Consider the following 15,772-nt stretch of genomic DNA (forward strand, 5'->3'; position numbering starts at 1 on the left):
CTATAACGTTTTGACCAAGCGCTCTAACAGCTCAATCGTGCGCTCTTGTCTGACCAAAGCGACGCCTTGTCCTGCCCATAAAGACTGATATTCTGGGTCAAGATTATTGGTCGCATGACCCCGCAAAAATTTGGTCATCGCATTTAATTGTGGATAGGGCGGTAGCTCATGCGCGCTTTCAAATTGAGCAAAATCATGCAAATAATCATTTAATAAACCACGAGCCTGCTTACCTGAAAACAGTCTCGTTAAGCGTGTCTCAGCACTGCGTTTATTTTCACTAGCATCAAGTAATGCTTGCTTATAAATGTCATTAATGCCGCATTTATCTGTGGTCAAAAAAGCCGTTCCGATTTGCGCCAGCTCAGCGCCAGCCGTTTGTACCGCTTTGATATCTTGACCAGTCATGATGCCACCTGCTGCAATTAACGGAATATCGGTACACGCGCGCGTTTGACTAATCAGCGTCAATAATCCCAATGGATCGTTTTCACTTTGCGCGAGCCAGCCACCGCGATGCCCACCCGCTTCGACCCCTTGCACACATACCGCATCAGCACCAATATCGCTCCATGCTTTTGCTTCTAATGGATGATTTGCCGTCCCGATGACGTGCGTGCCTAGAGCTTGCAGATGCTGGACTTGCTCGGCGCTAATAATACCAAAGGTAAAGCTAGCGACAGGAACAGGATTGTCATAGAGCACTTGTATCTGATCCGCGAAGCTTAGCGCTGGGCGTTCAGGTAGCGCAAACTCTATATTATTTTCTTGATAGTAATGACTTAGCCAAGCAGGGATTTCGGTATCAAAGGTACTCGACTCATGCTCAGACAACACCATCAGATTGATCATAAAAGGGCGATCAGTGAGCGATTTAATGGTGTCAATATGGCTATGCAAAACCTCTGGCGGCGTCATGCCCGATCCCAATGAACCCAGTCCACCAAAGTTACTCACTGTCGCTGCCAGCTCAGGGGTGGTTGCGCCTGCCATCGGTGCTTGCACGATGGGATGGGTCAGATTAAGGGTATTCAGTAAGGTCATGACTGGCGTCCTTTTTGTTAGGTTTTTATCTCACTTACTTTAACAGAGGTAAGCAATGAGTATGTTGGATAGTGTTTATTTAGTTGCTGAATATGGGGATGGGTTTTGACTACGATTTTGTAGTTAAAAAATATTTTACTGTGCTATTGGAGCTGTTAAAGTGTTGATACATAAAAATAGGATCTTTAAAAATGTTAAGTCATGACCTTTTATTGAACTTAGTTGACGAGAGCGTAGTCAAGCTTCAAAAATACAAAGAAATAGCAGAGTTCTGTGAAATCAGTATTCAACCATTTGAAGAAGCTCTTAATTATTTCTCTAGATTAGAAGGAGCCTTACATGTGCATGAACATTTAAAAGAGAACTATCTGCAGCAGCTTCAAGTTGATAGCTCTAAAATCATGCAATCGTTTAAACTCACAACTAAATTCGAAATATCTCAAATACATAAAGATTTTTATAAAATTAATATTAATAAAGGTTTGTCTCAGTTTGGAATTAATACAAAGGTTGCAACTTTCAATCTAAATATATTTATTAAATTTAATTTTTTTAACAATAATATCGTAGCAATAGGAGCAAATGGCAGCGGTAAATCTACTTTGTCGGCAAAATTAAAAGAATATTTACCCACATCAGCAATGACAATTTCGGCTCAAAAATTGTTAATTATTCCTGTTTTTAAGAATATTACTAACCCAAACGATACTATAAGAGATCTACATAAATCACAATCTTATGAAAAATCTACTAGATTTAAGCTGGACTCCAATGAAAGCTACTCTCCAGAAGCTAATGCAATTAAAGACGAATTTAAATTTTTGTTGAACAATTTGTTATCAGAGAACAATACGTTAAACAATAGATATGTTCAGTCTGTGAGAAGCGGAGAGGCTTGCGAGTTACCTAGGTCTAAACTGACTAACACTATAGAAATCTGGAACTCACTTATCGAACATAGAGTACTAGAATGCTCTGATGGTATTAATATTAATTTAAAGTCTTTAACTTCTGAAGATAGTTATCCTGCGTATCAAATGAGTGATGGTGAAAAAGTTGTTTTATACTATATAGCTCATGTACTACAAGCACCTCAGGATGGTTTTGTTATTGTTGATGAACCAGAAATATATCTCCATAAAACACTTTTAAGTAAGCTGTGGGATATACTAGAAACAGAGCGAGAGGATTGTATATTTGTCTATCTTACTCATGATTTAGAGTTTGCTACCAGCCGAAACACTGCTAAAAAAGTATGGATAAAGTCTTTCAATCATCCTGATAAATGGGAGATAGAAAACATACCAAGTAATGAACTTCCTGAAGCCTTACTTTTAAAACTTTTAGGCAGTCGTAAGCGTATTCTATTCTGTGAGAGCGAAAGTGGTAAAATCGATGAGAAAATTTATAATCTTTTATTACCGAACTTAACTATCACGCCAGTTAAAACATGCTTTGATGTTATCAATTATACGAAAGCATTTAACGAGCTACCTAACAGGACAGCGGAATCATTCGGTTTGATCGATTCAGATCATCATGATCCTGATAGGTTGTTAAGTCTACAAGCTCAAAACGTATTTTCATTGAACGTGTCAGAAGTTGAAAATTTACTATTTGACGAAGGTTTTCTAAGAGACTTTAGTAGACAGATGATGTGTGATGGAGATGTGGTTTCTACTATAAAACGTGAGGTAATAGAGAAGCTGTCGAATACTAAAGAGCTACAAGTCGCAAATTATATATCTGCCAAAATAAATTACTATTTTAAAAGCTCTCATGTTTCTAAAGGGAATACACGAGACGATGTCAAAAATCATTATTCCCATTTTACGGATAATATCAATATCGACAAGTGGCATGATATTCGAGAAATTGAATTACAAGATATTATAGATAGTCAAGATTATGATAGGGCATTATTTGTGATTAATGATAAAGGCTTAAAAACTATAGCTAATAGAAACTTCAACATAGGCAACTTTCAAGAAAGAGCTCTTAGCTACTTACAGTTCAATCATGATAGTCACCAGCACTTGCTAAAGCATTTGCCGAGTGAGTTGACAGCACAGTAAATTAAAGACGGTTATATTAAAAACTGAAAAGAGTTATCAATTTGAACTGATAACCCTTTTCAATATATTTGAGAAAACTGACCTATTTTATAAACTTATAGCTTAAATTTAACGATTAATTCAACTGCAACGACCCTTTCGCATTCATTAGCAGCTCAACCACATCATCACCGCTAATCACTTCAAAGCGCTTATCGATGGCTGATTCTTCGACACCATTATGTTTCATGCAAGCGCCGCAGACCAATACGTTACCACCTTTTTCGATAAAGGCTTCTAACAATTCGCCCGCAGGTTCAAATGGTGCGCCAATATTGACGTTATCTAAAGTGTTGGGCAATGCCAAATGTACCGCGTCCACCATCAATATCACTGAGGCAGAATGACCTTTTTTGAGTGCGACACCTGCCATAGTAAATGCTAAGGTGATTTTGCTTGGATTTGATTCACTATTATCAAATAACGTACCGACATAATCCGTCGTGTTAGCCATATTATTCTCCTTATAAGACTGTTTTAATTAGATAGTATTTAGTTGAGCTGAGTATGATGCTCACTACTATCCTAACATTTAATATATGTATTTATATAATGTATTGTTAGGAAATAGTAGTTATAAGGTTAACTGATTGTGAATAGGTGTTTGTGACTTATGAATAAAGTTAAAAAATAAATGCTAACTTTGCGGCGGCCACGGACGATCGGCATCACTGATGATCCATTCTGCCACATAGCCTGTGGGTGGTAATTCCCAGTCTGCTTGACCTAATGATTCTAATACTCGCGCGGTTGCTATTACTTTACCCTTTTCAGTGACACCCGTACGAAGTAGGGCAGAGGAGCACGGCTTGCCTTTGACCCACATCGATTGTTCAATATATATCCAACGCTCATCAAAGCCGACGATATGCGTTTTCATAGTGACCTTATCAAAAGCGCGAATACGTTTGCGATATTGGATGGTACTGCCAGCGACGACCAAACCCCAACGCTGCTTGAGCAGTTGACGTCCAAGTCCGCTACGCACAGCGAAGTCAGTACGACCCATATCAAAAAGGGTAAATACGCGACCATTATTCATCTCTAAGAAATTATCAATATCTGTCAGACGACAGCGAAAGCTAATCTCGCTGGTATCTTTAAACGTTAAGGTATTGCCTTTTTTGACTTGTAGCGCGGCGTGGGCGATGGTGCTGGCATAACGGATAAATGGATACATAGTGCAATCTCAAAAGAGTAAAAGGTAAGGTGAGTATTCTTATTTTAGGGCTTATTAGATGCTACACCGATATGATTAAAATAAGCACTGACAGTTTCAGGTATCCAGTTGATATCAAATCTTGATTTTTTATAAAGATGATGTGATTTGTCTTTATCAGAGCGATAACGAATAAAACCCACATGCCCGCCATGCTCAGTGTCTAAGATAGTGACACTGTTAGACACATCATTCGGCGTGGCGGTAAAACCAAGGAAGGGGTCGTCTTTGGCACTAATTAACAATAAAGGTTTCGTTACTTTTATTAAATAAGGCAGGGCTGATGAGGCTTGATAGTAGTGGTTATTAGAGCGGTAGCCGTGACGCGGCGCGGTAAAGATATCGTCAAAGTCACTGATGCGATTGACCGCTTTGATCGAGTCGATCTCCTCTTTGCTAATGTCATTGGCTAAGGCTTTTTTGATAATCGGGTTGAGCAAATAAGGGGTGTAAATTCGATGGCTCAAAAAACTGTGCATACTAAGGGCAGCGGAGGACATATCAACTGGCGCAGAAATCACAGCCACGCCTTGGCAGATTGCTTTATCACCATATTCTCCCATGTATTTCGCTAACGCGTTACCGCCTAGTGACACCCCAACCGCATAAATATTGGCGTACTGCTGACTTAAATTTTGCAGCGCATGATGCACCTCATCGGTATCACCCGCATTATAAAAAACTCGACCATTAGCAGGAATGCCGCCACAACTGCGGAAGTGCGCCACCACAAAGTGCCAGCCCTGAGCGTGAATTTGATGCGCCAAAGCACGTGCATAATGGCTGTCGCTACTGCCTTCCATACCGTGGAATAGCACGATTAATGGCGTTTGTTCACGCTCGCCATTTTCTACGGTGGCGATAGAATGCGCATCATAAAAGTCATAAGCGATATCTGTTTCAGCAAGCGAGTCTTGTTTGATAACGCGTCTATAAGTTGGCGCTTTAGGAGCAAAAAACTTAGGCAAGATGCTTTGCAGGTGCGGATTGGTCAGCCAAAAGGGCGGTTTAAAAGGCGCTGGAGAGAAATGTTGGCTCGGTTTTGAAGTTGGCGAATTTGAAGTTGGCGAATTTGAGGTTGGCATAAAGGTATCTTATTTAATGGGCGTTAAAATCATCTTTAACAATCAGTGCCTTATCATACCCAGGGCAGTTATCAAAACCAATAAGATTTAGTGAATGCTCAGTGAACGCATGATTACTCATTCACTTTTTCGATTCATCTAATACTCGTCCATCCATCGCCAGACGTTCTTTTAAATGGTCGATATCTGCCTCAGCAATCGTCACGGTCAATGTCACTTGTTTACTATAAGCGACTTCATCGATACTGCCATTTAAACTGTCGACCACATAGCGGCATTGCGCTTCGGTGGCAAACTCTGCCAATATCTGCACTTGTACCATTGTCACATAAGGGCTTAAATCCATCTCATCGACGACTGCTTGTGCTGCGCCTGCATAAGCACGGGTTAGTCCGCCTGCGCCCAGTTTAATACCACCAAAATAACGCACGACGATGATAATGACGTTACCGATCGCTTTATGTTGCAACACATTTAATATCGGGCGACCTGCCGTACCATTTGGCTCGCCATCATCATCAAAACCAGCACTAGTGGTGTTATTGGGATCGCCAATGATATACGCCCAGCAGTGGTGGCGCGCATCAGCATATTGTTGACGCAGCTGTTCCACGTGAAACATTGCTTGTTCACGCGAAGTGACTGGATAAGCGTAAGCAATAAACTCGGATTTTTTAATTTCTAAGCGCGCAGTGACAACACGTTTTAGCGTTTGATAGCTCATATTTCATCAGGTCTAGGTTGGATATGGTAAACTTGTCTAACTTTCACTGTCGTCCGTATTGGGCGCAGTGTTCATTTAATTTTTTATTATAGTACCACTTCTGACCCATGAAGATAGCGGACAAGCTCAGTGCGAGTGCTGGTGTCGTTAGCTGCTACGGTAAAGTAGGTATCATCAAACGAATGGTAGGCAATATATGCGTCTAGATAAATTTTTGAGTAAAGCCACTGAGCTGTCGCGTAAAGAATCCAAAAAAATTCTGCACGCTGGTGAAGTGACGGTAAATGATCAGGTCATCAAAGACCCCGGTGTCCACGTCGATGTGGTCAATGACGACGTGATTTGGGCAGGCGAGCCATTATCGGTCGCTGCGGGCAGTCGTTATATTCTATTACATAAGCCTGAAGGCTTTGAATGTACGCTGAAAGTAAAAGAGCATCCAATTGTCACTGAGCTGATTGCGGTGCCAGAGCTTGGTAGCTTGCGCATTGCAGGTCGCCTTGATGTTGATACCACCGGCGCATTATTAATGAGTGATGATGGTAAATGGTTGCACCGTGTCACCAGTCCTAAACATGAACATGCCAAAATTTATGAGCTGACTTTAGCAGATGCGATGGATGAAGCGGCGCAAGCCAATGCCGTCAAAGAAGTCGCTGAAGGCATTCTTTTAGAAGGCGACCACGAAGAAACAAAACCTGCGGTTCTCGAATTTATTGATGAGACGCATGCACGTTTGACGCTTGAGCAAGGTAAATATCATCAAGTAAAACGGATGATGGGTTACTTTGGTAATCGAGTGGTTGAGCTGCATCGCGCCAGTGTCGGTCATATTACTTTGGAAGGATTAGAGAAAGGCGACAGTCGCTTTTTAACACCTGAAGAAGTCGCTAAGTTCTAAGTTTTTCATCTTGAAATGAAATCGCAAGCACTTCTTTACCATCAGCAGCCACTTCACGTGTGCTGCTTTTTTTGACCGTAATTTTTGACCATCGTTTTTCACTATAGGTTTTAACTATCACTTTCACCCTGTTATGTCTCGCGTGCACACCGTGTTGCCTATCTCTTAAAGCTCAGTAGCAGTTTTGCAAAATTGAGCCGTTAAACCTTTGCAAAAGTATTCCTTGTGCTAAAGTCTGCCTATCTTTTTTTTAATCTATTTTTTTACATAATATCGTTATCTTTATTAAAGGTGGCTATTGTTAGAAGCGAGCATTATTAGAAACCGATCTTGTTAGAAACGAGCATTATTAGAAGTGACTATTCTTAAGATTGAGTGTTGTTAAAATTAAAGATTATTAAAAATCGTTGTTACTGAAACGCGCTGTTATTAAAAGCTGTTTTTGTTAAAACCACATAGGACTGTCTCTGTGAAATCATCTCTATTAAAATCTGCCAGTTTAATTGGTGCCATGTTATTGGCAACCACTGCCTGTGCCCAGTCTAGTGATACTGCCGCTACTAACCAAAAAGTAAGCAAAAGTACGCAAAATACAAAAGCCGCTGGCACTGTTAGCAAGTCTGTTGACAGTCGCTTGCGCCAATTGCTCACTCAGGCAGGGATCAAAACACAAATTAGCTCTATTGTGCCGTCCAACTTACCCAATATGTATCAAGTCAATTTGGCGGGGCAGTTGCCTTTGCATATCACTGAAGATGGCAAATATGTCATTCAAGGCGAGCTACAAAAGAATCCAAGCAAGCGTGTGGTCACCAAGACGCCAGCGCGTAGCACCAGTGCGCAGGCAGGCAAACCTGTCAGTGCGAGTGTCAAAGCTGATATATTGGCAAATATGGATGCGCTGAAAAATATGAGCACTAAGACGCCGTTCTTTTATACCGCAGTGCCAGGTGTGATTTGGGGTGCGACATTAGAAGGCGTGCCTTTTTTACTATCGGATGATGCACAATATATTACTGATGGCGAGATATCTGTCATCGAAAACGGTCAATTCATCGGACTCGATGAGCAGTTTGAAAAGCGTAAAAATCAGTCTGTGTTTGCGACTTTAGATGAAAGCCAGCTGATTAATTATCCAGCGACAGACCCTGAGAGAGCGGTTATTTATGTGGCCAATGATGTCAACTGTCCTTACTGCCGCCGCTTGCATCAACAGCTGCCAATGCTTAATGCCAAAGGTGTGACGGTCAAAACCATTGGTTATCCGATATACGAGCAGTCCCCTGAGCAAATGCGTGGCATTTGGTGCCAAGGTGACGAGGACAGCCGTCGTAAAGCTTTTGATAAAGCAATGTTACAGGGTGAGATGACACCGGCACCAGCAAGTTGTAAAGCCGATCATGTGACGCCCAATCGTGAAAAAGCAGCAGGGCTTGCGGTGATGGCAACGCCTGCTATTTACCGTGAAGATGGCGTGTTGTTTCAAGCGAGCTTTGAGAGTCCTGAGTTTTTAGAATTTTTGGGCGTACAGTAGCTCACACAGATGTTTAATAAAGTTATGAATAAAAAATGTGTTAAGAGATGATATTCCTTAATATTGATAAAAAAACCGCCACATAAGTAATCTATGTGGCGGTTTTTTTATTACCTATAACCGTTAAGGATAGCAAGTCTATTGTGGCAACACGATATCAACGATTTTCCAATCAATTAAGCCGTTACGCTGCATCTCGATGGTGAGCGGATAACCTTTCACCTGACCGCTAATAGTGAAGCAATTAATACCGCAATAGCTTAATTTTGGCTTGTCACTGTCCGACCCTTGCGCTACCTGTTGCTCCAGTTCAGCGGCTTGTTTTTCCATGATTTGCTGCATTTGGCTTTTGACCACTGCATCCACATCACCACGCTGGATGATAAGATTTTGAATCAAATTTTTGAGATCGACCTGATTACTGGCGATTGCCCATGCAGCGGCCAGCTCTTTGGTCGCGGTATTGGCCTGACCTTGGGTATTGATGACTTTTTCGATATTTTGTGGCGTGATAGCACCATCTACCGCCTGCGTGATAAAACTATTAGCGGCTTGGGTCAATGGCTCGCCGCCCAACTCAGCGACCAATGGATAATTGGCCATAGTCGCCGTAAACTGACTGGTGAGTTGGTTTTGGATGCTAGGTCGCACTTGCTCATAGTCGATCGCTGCGGCGATGGTCGCGCCGTCTTTGGCATCGTAGGCATTTTTAAGCTGATAAGCGCTGTAATAGGGCGAGCCTGCATAGACAGCGACGGCAATGACGATTAATAAAATAATCAGCTTCTTCATAAAAATCAAACCCTTATCTCAAAACAAAAACGTAATGATGGGCAGATTTAATACTGGTAAGTATAAATCTAAAACCCCAAAAATATAACGATAAATATTAGCATGGCTGAGTCTTTTTAAGGTATGAAAACCTTTGTTCATTCCTTAATAAAACCTTTTTGTATGGCCAAGCGCACTATAGTGGATACTTTCCCTGCCTAAGCGCTTGATAAATCACCATAGCATCTCCATAAATAGCGCAAACTTTTAATAATTGATTTGGCTAAGCAGCATCCCGCCGTATTCGCTTGTAAGATTCATAGCAGTATCACCTCTTTTCTCTCACTATTTATGATGTTTCATGTGAAACCTTTGAGTGCCATAGTGAGTCTTATTAAGATGGTGGTTGACTAGAACTACTGAATCGACTGTCCGGTGGACTGTAAAGACGATAGGAGAGCCCATGAGTAAGCGCGATTTTTATGAAGTATTAGGTGTGAGCAAGACCGCTGAAAGCAAAGAAATTAAGCGAGCTTACCGCAAGCTGGCTATGAAATATCACCCTGACCGTAACTCTGATGATCCAGATGCTGAGGATAAATTCAAAGAAGCATCGATGGCTTACGAAGTACTAAGCAGCGAAGAAAAGCGCTCTGCTTACGATCGCATGGGTCATTCAGCCTTCGAAAATGGTATGGGTGGCGGCGGCTTTGGCGGTGCAGGTGGTGGCAACTTCCAAGATATCTTCGGTGATATTTTCGGTAATTTTGGTGACATCTTCGGTCAGCAGCGTGGCGGCGGCGGTGGACGTTCGCGCCGTGGCTCAGATTTGCGCTATGTGATTGAGCTGACGCTAGAAGAAGCGGTACGTGGCTGTAAAAAAGAAATCAGTTTCACTGCGCCTGCGCCTTGCGACACGTGCGATGGTAAAGGGGCAAAAAATGCCTCTGATATCGTGACTTGTCAGACCTGTCATGGACAAGGTCAAGTGCGTATGCAGCAAGGATTTTTTGCCGTGCAGCAGGCTTGCCCACATTGCGGCGGCACTGGTAAGCAAATCAAAAACCCATGCTCTGACTGTCACGGTAATGGCGTTAAAGACAAATCACGTACGCTAGAAGTGTCTATCCCAGCGGGTGTTGATGATGGTGATCGCGTCCGTCTAGCAGGCGAAGGTGAAGCGGGCGGTGCGGGCGTCCAAAACGGCGACTTATACGTTGAAGTACGCGTAAAACAGCATAATGTCTTTACTCGTCAAGGCGCTGATCTCTATATGGACGTACCCGTTAGCATCACTGATGCAGCACTGGGTAAAGAGGTCGAAATTCCAACCCTAGATGGTAAAGTAAAAATCAAGGTTGCAGAAGGCACGCAAAGTGGTAAGTTGCTACGTGTACGCGGCAAAGGCGTGACACCAGTACGTACCACCATGAAAGGTGATTTGATTTGCCGTGTGGTTATCGAAACCCCAGTGAACTTAACTCGCGAGCAAAAAGACCTGTTGCGCCAGTTCCAAGATACGCTCGACGGTGATAGCAAGCATCAGCAGTCGCCACATAAGAAGTCATTCTTTAAAAAGATTGGCGACTTATTTGATTAACTGAGTTGTTTTAATCACCCGTTTGGTTAAATGATTAGATACATAACCCCCAGTGTTTCACATGAAACACTGGGGGTTTTTATTGACGCTATAAAAAACCATTCAGGTGGTGATATTTGCTAAACTTAGCATCATAACATTTAAAACCTTTCTTATTAATATAGAGCTTTTAGGGTAAAAATATGAGCCAACAGATAACAGCGCAAGAAAATACAAATAAACAAGCCATCAAAGTCGGGGTTATTGGTGCTGGTGGTCGTATGGGGCGTATGCTAATAGAAGCGGTAAAAGACAACTCGCAAACGATATTAAATGCCGCGATAGAACGTCAAGGTTCAAGCCTTGTTGGTGCAGATGCTGGCGAAGTCGCCGCTATCGGTCGCTTAGAGGTACAGATTGTCGATGATTTAAAAGTTGTCATTAATGACATCGATGTACTAATTGACTTTAGCTTGCCTGATGCCACTGAACAAAATATGCAGATTTGCGCGGCAAACAATGTCGCGATGGTTATTGGGACGACAGGATTCAATGAGCAGCAAGAGCAAGTGTTGGCAAAAGCCAGTGAGAAAATTGCGATTGTCTATGCTGGTAACTATTCAACAGGTGTTAATCTATCATTGAAATTGCTCAACATGGCAGCGAAGGCATTTGGTGAGGATGCCGATGTAGAAGTCATTGAAGCGCACCATAAGCATAAAATTGATGCGCCATCAGGCACAGCATATATGATGGCAGAAGCCGTCGCAGAAGCTCGTGGACAGAATCTAAAAGACGTCGCTGTTTATGGCCGCGAAGGACAAACGGGCGAACGCAAAGCAGGTACTATTGGTATTCATGCCATTCGCGGCGGTGAAATCATTGGCGATCATACCGTGATGTTTATTGCCGATGGTGAGGTGGTTGAAATTACCCATCGTGCCCGCGCGCGTATGACTTTTGCTGCGGGTGCTGTACGTGCCGCGACTTGGGTTATCAAACAAGAAGTTGGACAATATAATATGCAGGATGTCTTGGGTTTGAATGATTAGTTTTTGAGCAAGTAAGGTTTGAGTGATTAGAGTTTATTGCTTGCCGTTTGCTGCTTTATGGTTGCTGAGGATGGCTTATTGATAAAGTGGAATGACGGTTAGGAGTCAAGCATGGATAAGTTTAGCAAGAATCTAATAGCGAGTTTTAGTCGCACTGTGGCTGTTGTCAGGGGTGCCAGAAGTATCAAAGCTGCCAACAGCGTCAAGACACTCAAACCTAGAAAAATTACGCTTTACGGTAGCCAAATAGCATTTGCCCTAAGTTTGACGGTAGTGCCAATAGTCGCACAAGCAGCTACTTTTCAAACCTACGTCATTGATACCTATGGCGGTGATGCATTATTACCTGCTGTTCGTCAGCAACTAAATAATAGTCGTGACGGCGGTACAGTTACTACCTATCAAGACAAGTTAGTGTTGCATACGACAGCCGCTAACTATCAGGCGGTACAGCAGTTATTGACTCAGATTGACGGTGAGCCACAGGCATTGACGGTCGCTGTGCGTGTTGGCAACAATAGCAGCGTCCAAGGTAATATTCAGCAAGGGCAGATCATTATTAGCAATCGTGGTATTCAAGGGTCAGGGATTATTCATCAGAGCAATAGCCAACAGCAAACAAATAATTTATACCAAGTACAAACCTTGTCAGGTAGTGCCGCCAGCATCAGTACAGGGACGCTTTATGCGCTGAATCAAACCTACGATGTAAATAGTTATAAAAATTATAAAAGTCCCTCAGTACAGATTGTCATTCAGCAGCAGGTATTGCTACCAACGACGCAAGGCATCACGGTTACGCCAAGATTATTACCGACTGGTCAAGTCGAAGTAACATTGTCACAAGTTGAAGAAAAACTCGCACGCTCCTATTCAACTTCTCAGAAAAATAGTAATCATGCCATTCAAGGTCAACGATTAGACACGACCATTATTATCCCACGTGGTCAATGGGTAACTATCGGACAAATCTCTCAAAGTAGCCAAAATCAACGCGCAAGTGATGGTAGCAATCGTGCCATTGATAGTACTAAAAACACACCAATTTGGATAATGGTGCAGTAGTCTTGCATTCACTCATATTATTTTTGGCATAAAAAAGGCGCGATACTGTGATGAGCATTATCGCGCCTTTTTATCGATAATAATTTATTGCAGATTAGTCAACGTAGATCACTTCTAACGGTGGAAAACCATTGAACTCAATAGATGAATACGAGTTAGTATAAGCACCCGTGGTCAACCAAAAGATTTTATCACCAATCTCCAGCTCTTCTGGCAATTGATAGCCCGCTTCTTCATACATGATATCGGTCGAATCACAAGTAGGACCTGCCAGTACCACAGTGCCTTTGCTGGTTGACGTTTCCATCTTAGGCGTATAAACCGGATACTTGATGGCTTCACCCAAAGTCTCGATTAAGCCTTGGAATAAGCCCACATCGGTATACACCCAACGCGTTAAATCCGTGTGCGACTTACGCGAGATAAGCACCACGTCACTGACCAATACACCTGAGCCGCCAACCAATGAACGACCTGGCTCAAGGATAATCTCAGGCATGTCCTCTTCACTATAGTCGTCTGTCAAATAACGAGTGATCTCTTCAGCGTAGACTTTTATAGGGTTCACTTCACTGATATAGTTGGCTGGAAAACCGCCACCCAAATTAATCATTTGTAGCTTAATATTTTCTTCGTTTTTCATCCAGTCAAACATGTATTTGACCTTGGCTAGCGCATCATCCCAAGCGGCAACGTCTTTTTGCTGACTGCCGACGTGGAATGAGATGCCATAAGGTACTAGGCCCAAGTCACGAGCTTGAATCAACAGCTCAATCGCCATATTGGGATGACAACCAAACTTACGAGACAACGGCCATTCAGCGGTCTCAGAGCCTTGTACTAAGATACGCACAAAGATTTTTGAACCAGGGGCGTGCTTGGCAATATTTTTGAGATCCGCTTCTGAGTCGGTCGCATACAAGTCAATACCTTTTTCAAAGGCGTATTTGACATGCTCCGCTTTCTTGATGGTATTGCCATAAGAGATACGCGATGGCTCAACGCCGCAGTCTAGTACGCGATCAAGCTCATAGATGGAGGCACAATCAAAGTTCGAACCAAGATCAGCAAGCAAGTTAATCACTTCAACAGCAGGACTGGCCTTCATTGCATAATGGATTTTTGCTTTGGGAAAAAACCCAACCATTTCATGATATTTGGTTTTGATACGGCTAAGGTCCACGACCAGAAATGGCGTCTCGCGACCTTCAGCAGCTTGAGTGAATTTCTGCCAGCCGGCAGGGTCAAAATATTGGTCAATTTTGATCATGGTCATGGTAGGAAACCTTTAATAAAGACAGTAGGTGTTAAAGAGTAAATGCTCGCATCACGTCATTGTCATCTCACATTAGTGTCATCACGCATCTCACAGGTAATGAAACCTTGCGTCCATGCTGATTAAATGACGTAAAAATAGCTTAGATGATGAATGGACTAAGAATGGCTGGGCTGCGGCTGTTTATCCGCTATTTGTTCACCTTGCTTTTCGCGTATTTTAACGATTTTACGCACTTTATCGCGAGCACGAGTTTGCTTGAGACGTGATAAATAATCGACGAATATGACCCCATTTAAATGATCCATTTCATGTTGGATACATACCGCGAGTAAGCCTTCGACTTCTTCGTCGATTTTTTGACCATTCTCATCTAAGGCTTCAATGCGCACTTTGTTTGGGCGCTCGACACTGTCATAGACTTCAGGTACAGACAAACAACCTTCTTCATAGGGCTGTTTCTCTTCTACCAATGGTGTCACCTTTGGGTTGATAAAAACTCTAGGGCTATTTTTATCTTCAGACAGATCCATAACGATGAGCTGAATATGGCGATCCACTTGGCTTGCCGCCAAACCGATACCTTGTGCCTCATACATCGTCTCAATCATATCAGCGATTAAGGTTTTGATTTCAGCAGTCACTTCCTTAACAGGCGTAGCAATAGTACGCAGGCGCGGGTCTGGGTAATTTAAAATAGGGAGTAAAGCCATAACGCTCACCTCAATGATAGGGATAAAATAGGGTTGGTATTATAGGATAAATGGGGACAAAAGTAATGCTTATCAATACTTTCGCACAATTATTGCTTTTTATCATTGTAAAAAACGAGGGAGGTCGCTTTTATTATAGGCATAAAAAAGCCCTGCAATTCGCAAGGCTTTTTGATTTATATAAGCTAGATTAGATATAATCTGACTTGCATAAGTAGAGTTGCTTTTTAGTAAATTGAGTTTAGTAAATCAAGTCACTTCTAAGTCATTAAAGTCACTTGATGCAACCAAAACATCTGAGCAAAAGTGCAAAGTTATACGCCACGTTTGCTCATAATCATCTCATAGATAAATAACAGGATGATCGCACCGATTACTGAGAATATCAAACCAGTAAATCCGCCATCAGCATTGATACCGATAAGACCAGCTAAGAAGCCACCTAATAAAGCACCGACGATACCCAATACAATGGTCATTATCCAGCCCATCGGGTCGCTACCTGGCTTGATAGCTCGTGCCAATAAACCTGCAACCAGACCTACAATAATCATCCAAATAAAGCTCATATTATTCTCCTAATTTATTATCATTTATAATAGTTAATCAATTTTGATAAGCTCATTGTAAGCACTGTATAGACGTAAAGGTAAGCGCGAAATGTTACCAGTGTATGAGCTATGTGAGGAAAATCG

General features: G+C 42.2%; 16 protein-coding genes. 6 read left to right on the forward strand and 10 right to left on the reverse strand.

The annotated features are described in order from the left end of the window. A complete protein-coding gene (locus tag Q6344_00160) occupies positions 1-1,044 on the reverse strand; it encodes a nitronate monooxygenase (protein ID WLG13809.1) in 1,044 nt (347 codons plus the stop codon). Between the two features lie 191 nt (positions 1,045-1,235). Between Q6344_00160 and Q6344_00165 the strand changes: the two genes are divergently transcribed. Next, positions 1,236-3,119, forward strand: coding sequence for an AAA family ATPase (locus tag Q6344_00165; protein ID WLG13810.1), 1,884 nt, complete (start codon positions 1,236-1,238; stop codon positions 3,117-3,119). Positions 3,120-3,234: 115 nt separating this feature from the next. Here the strand turns inward: Q6344_00165 and Q6344_00170 are convergent, their stop codons facing one another. The 4 genes from Q6344_00170 to Q6344_00185 form a co-directional block, all read right to left on the reverse strand. Then, positions 3,235-3,612, reverse strand: a complete 378-nt coding sequence (locus Q6344_00170) for a DsrE family protein (protein ID WLG13811.1) — start codon at positions 3,610-3,612, stop codon at positions 3,235-3,237. A 183-nt stretch (positions 3,613-3,795) separates the two neighbouring features. Beyond that, complete coding sequence (locus tag Q6344_00175) at positions 3,796-4,338, reverse strand: acyl-CoA thioesterase (GenBank protein WLG13812.1); 543 nt, start codon at positions 4,336-4,338, stop codon at positions 3,796-3,798. Positions 4,339-4,382: 44 nt separating this feature from the next. After that, positions 4,383-5,462 carry an alpha/beta hydrolase gene (locus tag Q6344_00180; protein ID WLG13813.1) on the reverse strand — a complete coding sequence of 360 codons (1,080 nt, stop codon included), beginning with the start codon at positions 5,460-5,462 and terminating at the stop codon, positions 4,383-4,385. A 121-nt stretch (positions 5,463-5,583) separates the two neighbouring features. Beyond that, positions 5,584-6,186 (reverse strand): YigZ family protein, encoded by a 603-nt coding sequence (locus Q6344_00185; GenBank protein WLG13814.1) that lies wholly within the window; start codon positions 6,184-6,186, stop codon positions 5,584-5,586. Between the two features lie 196 nt (positions 6,187-6,382). On the opposite strand from Q6344_00185, the gene Q6344_00190 reads away from it, so the two are divergent. Next, positions 6,383-7,087 carry a pseudouridine synthase gene (locus tag Q6344_00190; GenBank protein WLG13815.1) on the forward strand — a complete coding sequence of 235 codons (705 nt, stop codon included), beginning with the start codon at positions 6,383-6,385 and terminating at the stop codon, positions 7,085-7,087. Here the strand turns inward: Q6344_00190 and Q6344_00195 are convergent. Further along, entirely contained in the window at positions 7,077-7,208 is a 132-nt protein-coding gene (locus tag Q6344_00195) for a hypothetical protein (protein WLG13816.1), read from the reverse strand. The genes Q6344_00190 and Q6344_00195 overlap by 11 nt on opposite strands. Before the next feature lie 348 nt (positions 7,209-7,556). Between Q6344_00195 and Q6344_00200 the strand changes: the two genes are divergently transcribed. Next, a complete protein-coding gene (locus Q6344_00200; GenBank protein ID WLG13817.1) occupies positions 7,557-8,621 on the forward strand; it encodes a thioredoxin fold domain-containing protein in 1,065 nt (354 codons plus the stop codon). A gap of 138 nt (positions 8,622-8,759) precedes the next feature. On the opposite strand, the gene Q6344_00205 is transcribed toward Q6344_00200, so the two are convergent. Beyond that, the gene (locus tag Q6344_00205; GenBank protein ID WLG13818.1) at positions 8,760-9,413 is read right to left on the reverse strand and encodes a DUF2939 domain-containing protein; all 654 of its coding nucleotides are present in this window, start codon (positions 9,411-9,413) and stop codon (positions 8,760-8,762) included. Positions 9,414-9,855: 442 nt separating this feature from the next. On the opposite strand from Q6344_00205, the gene dnaJ reads away from it, so the two are divergent. The 3 genes from dnaJ (at position 9,856) to Q6344_00220 (ending at position 13,088) form a co-directional block, all read left to right on the forward strand. Next, the gene (gene dnaJ, locus Q6344_00210; protein WLG13819.1) at positions 9,856-10,992 is read left to right on the forward strand and encodes a molecular chaperone DnaJ; all 1,137 of its coding nucleotides are present in this window, start codon (positions 9,856-9,858) and stop codon (positions 10,990-10,992) included. A gap of 182 nt (positions 10,993-11,174) precedes the next feature. Continuing rightward, a complete protein-coding gene (dapB, locus tag Q6344_00215) occupies positions 11,175-12,023 on the forward strand; it encodes a 4-hydroxy-tetrahydrodipicolinate reductase (GenBank protein WLG13820.1) in 849 nt (282 codons plus the stop codon). A gap of 111 nt (positions 12,024-12,134) precedes the next feature. Next, a complete protein-coding gene (locus Q6344_00220; protein ID WLG13821.1) occupies positions 12,135-13,088 on the forward strand; it encodes a hypothetical protein in 954 nt (317 codons plus the stop codon). Positions 13,089-13,182: 94 nt separating this feature from the next. On the opposite strand, the gene Q6344_00225 is transcribed toward Q6344_00220, so the two are convergent. The 3 genes from Q6344_00225 to Q6344_00235 all read right to left on the reverse strand — a co-directional run bounded on the left by Q6344_00225 (position 13,183) and on the right by Q6344_00235 (position 15,646). Further along, entirely contained in the window at positions 13,183-14,358 is a 1,176-nt protein-coding gene (locus Q6344_00225) for a type III PLP-dependent enzyme (protein WLG15230.1), read from the reverse strand. A gap of 164 nt (positions 14,359-14,522) precedes the next feature. Further along, positions 14,523-15,077, reverse strand: a complete 555-nt coding sequence (def, locus tag Q6344_00230; GenBank protein WLG13822.1) for a peptide deformylase — start codon at positions 15,075-15,077, stop codon at positions 14,523-14,525. A 314-nt stretch (positions 15,078-15,391) separates the two neighbouring features. Continuing rightward, entirely contained in the window at positions 15,392-15,646 is a 255-nt protein-coding gene (locus Q6344_00235; protein WLG13823.1) for a GlsB/YeaQ/YmgE family stress response membrane protein, read from the reverse strand. Positions 15,647-15,772: the final 126 nt, after the last annotated feature.

Origin of the sequence: Psychrobacter cibarius (assembly GCA_030686115.1) — a bacterium.
GTDB lineage: Bacteria > Pseudomonadota > Gammaproteobacteria > Pseudomonadales > Moraxellaceae > Psychrobacter > Psychrobacter cibarius_C.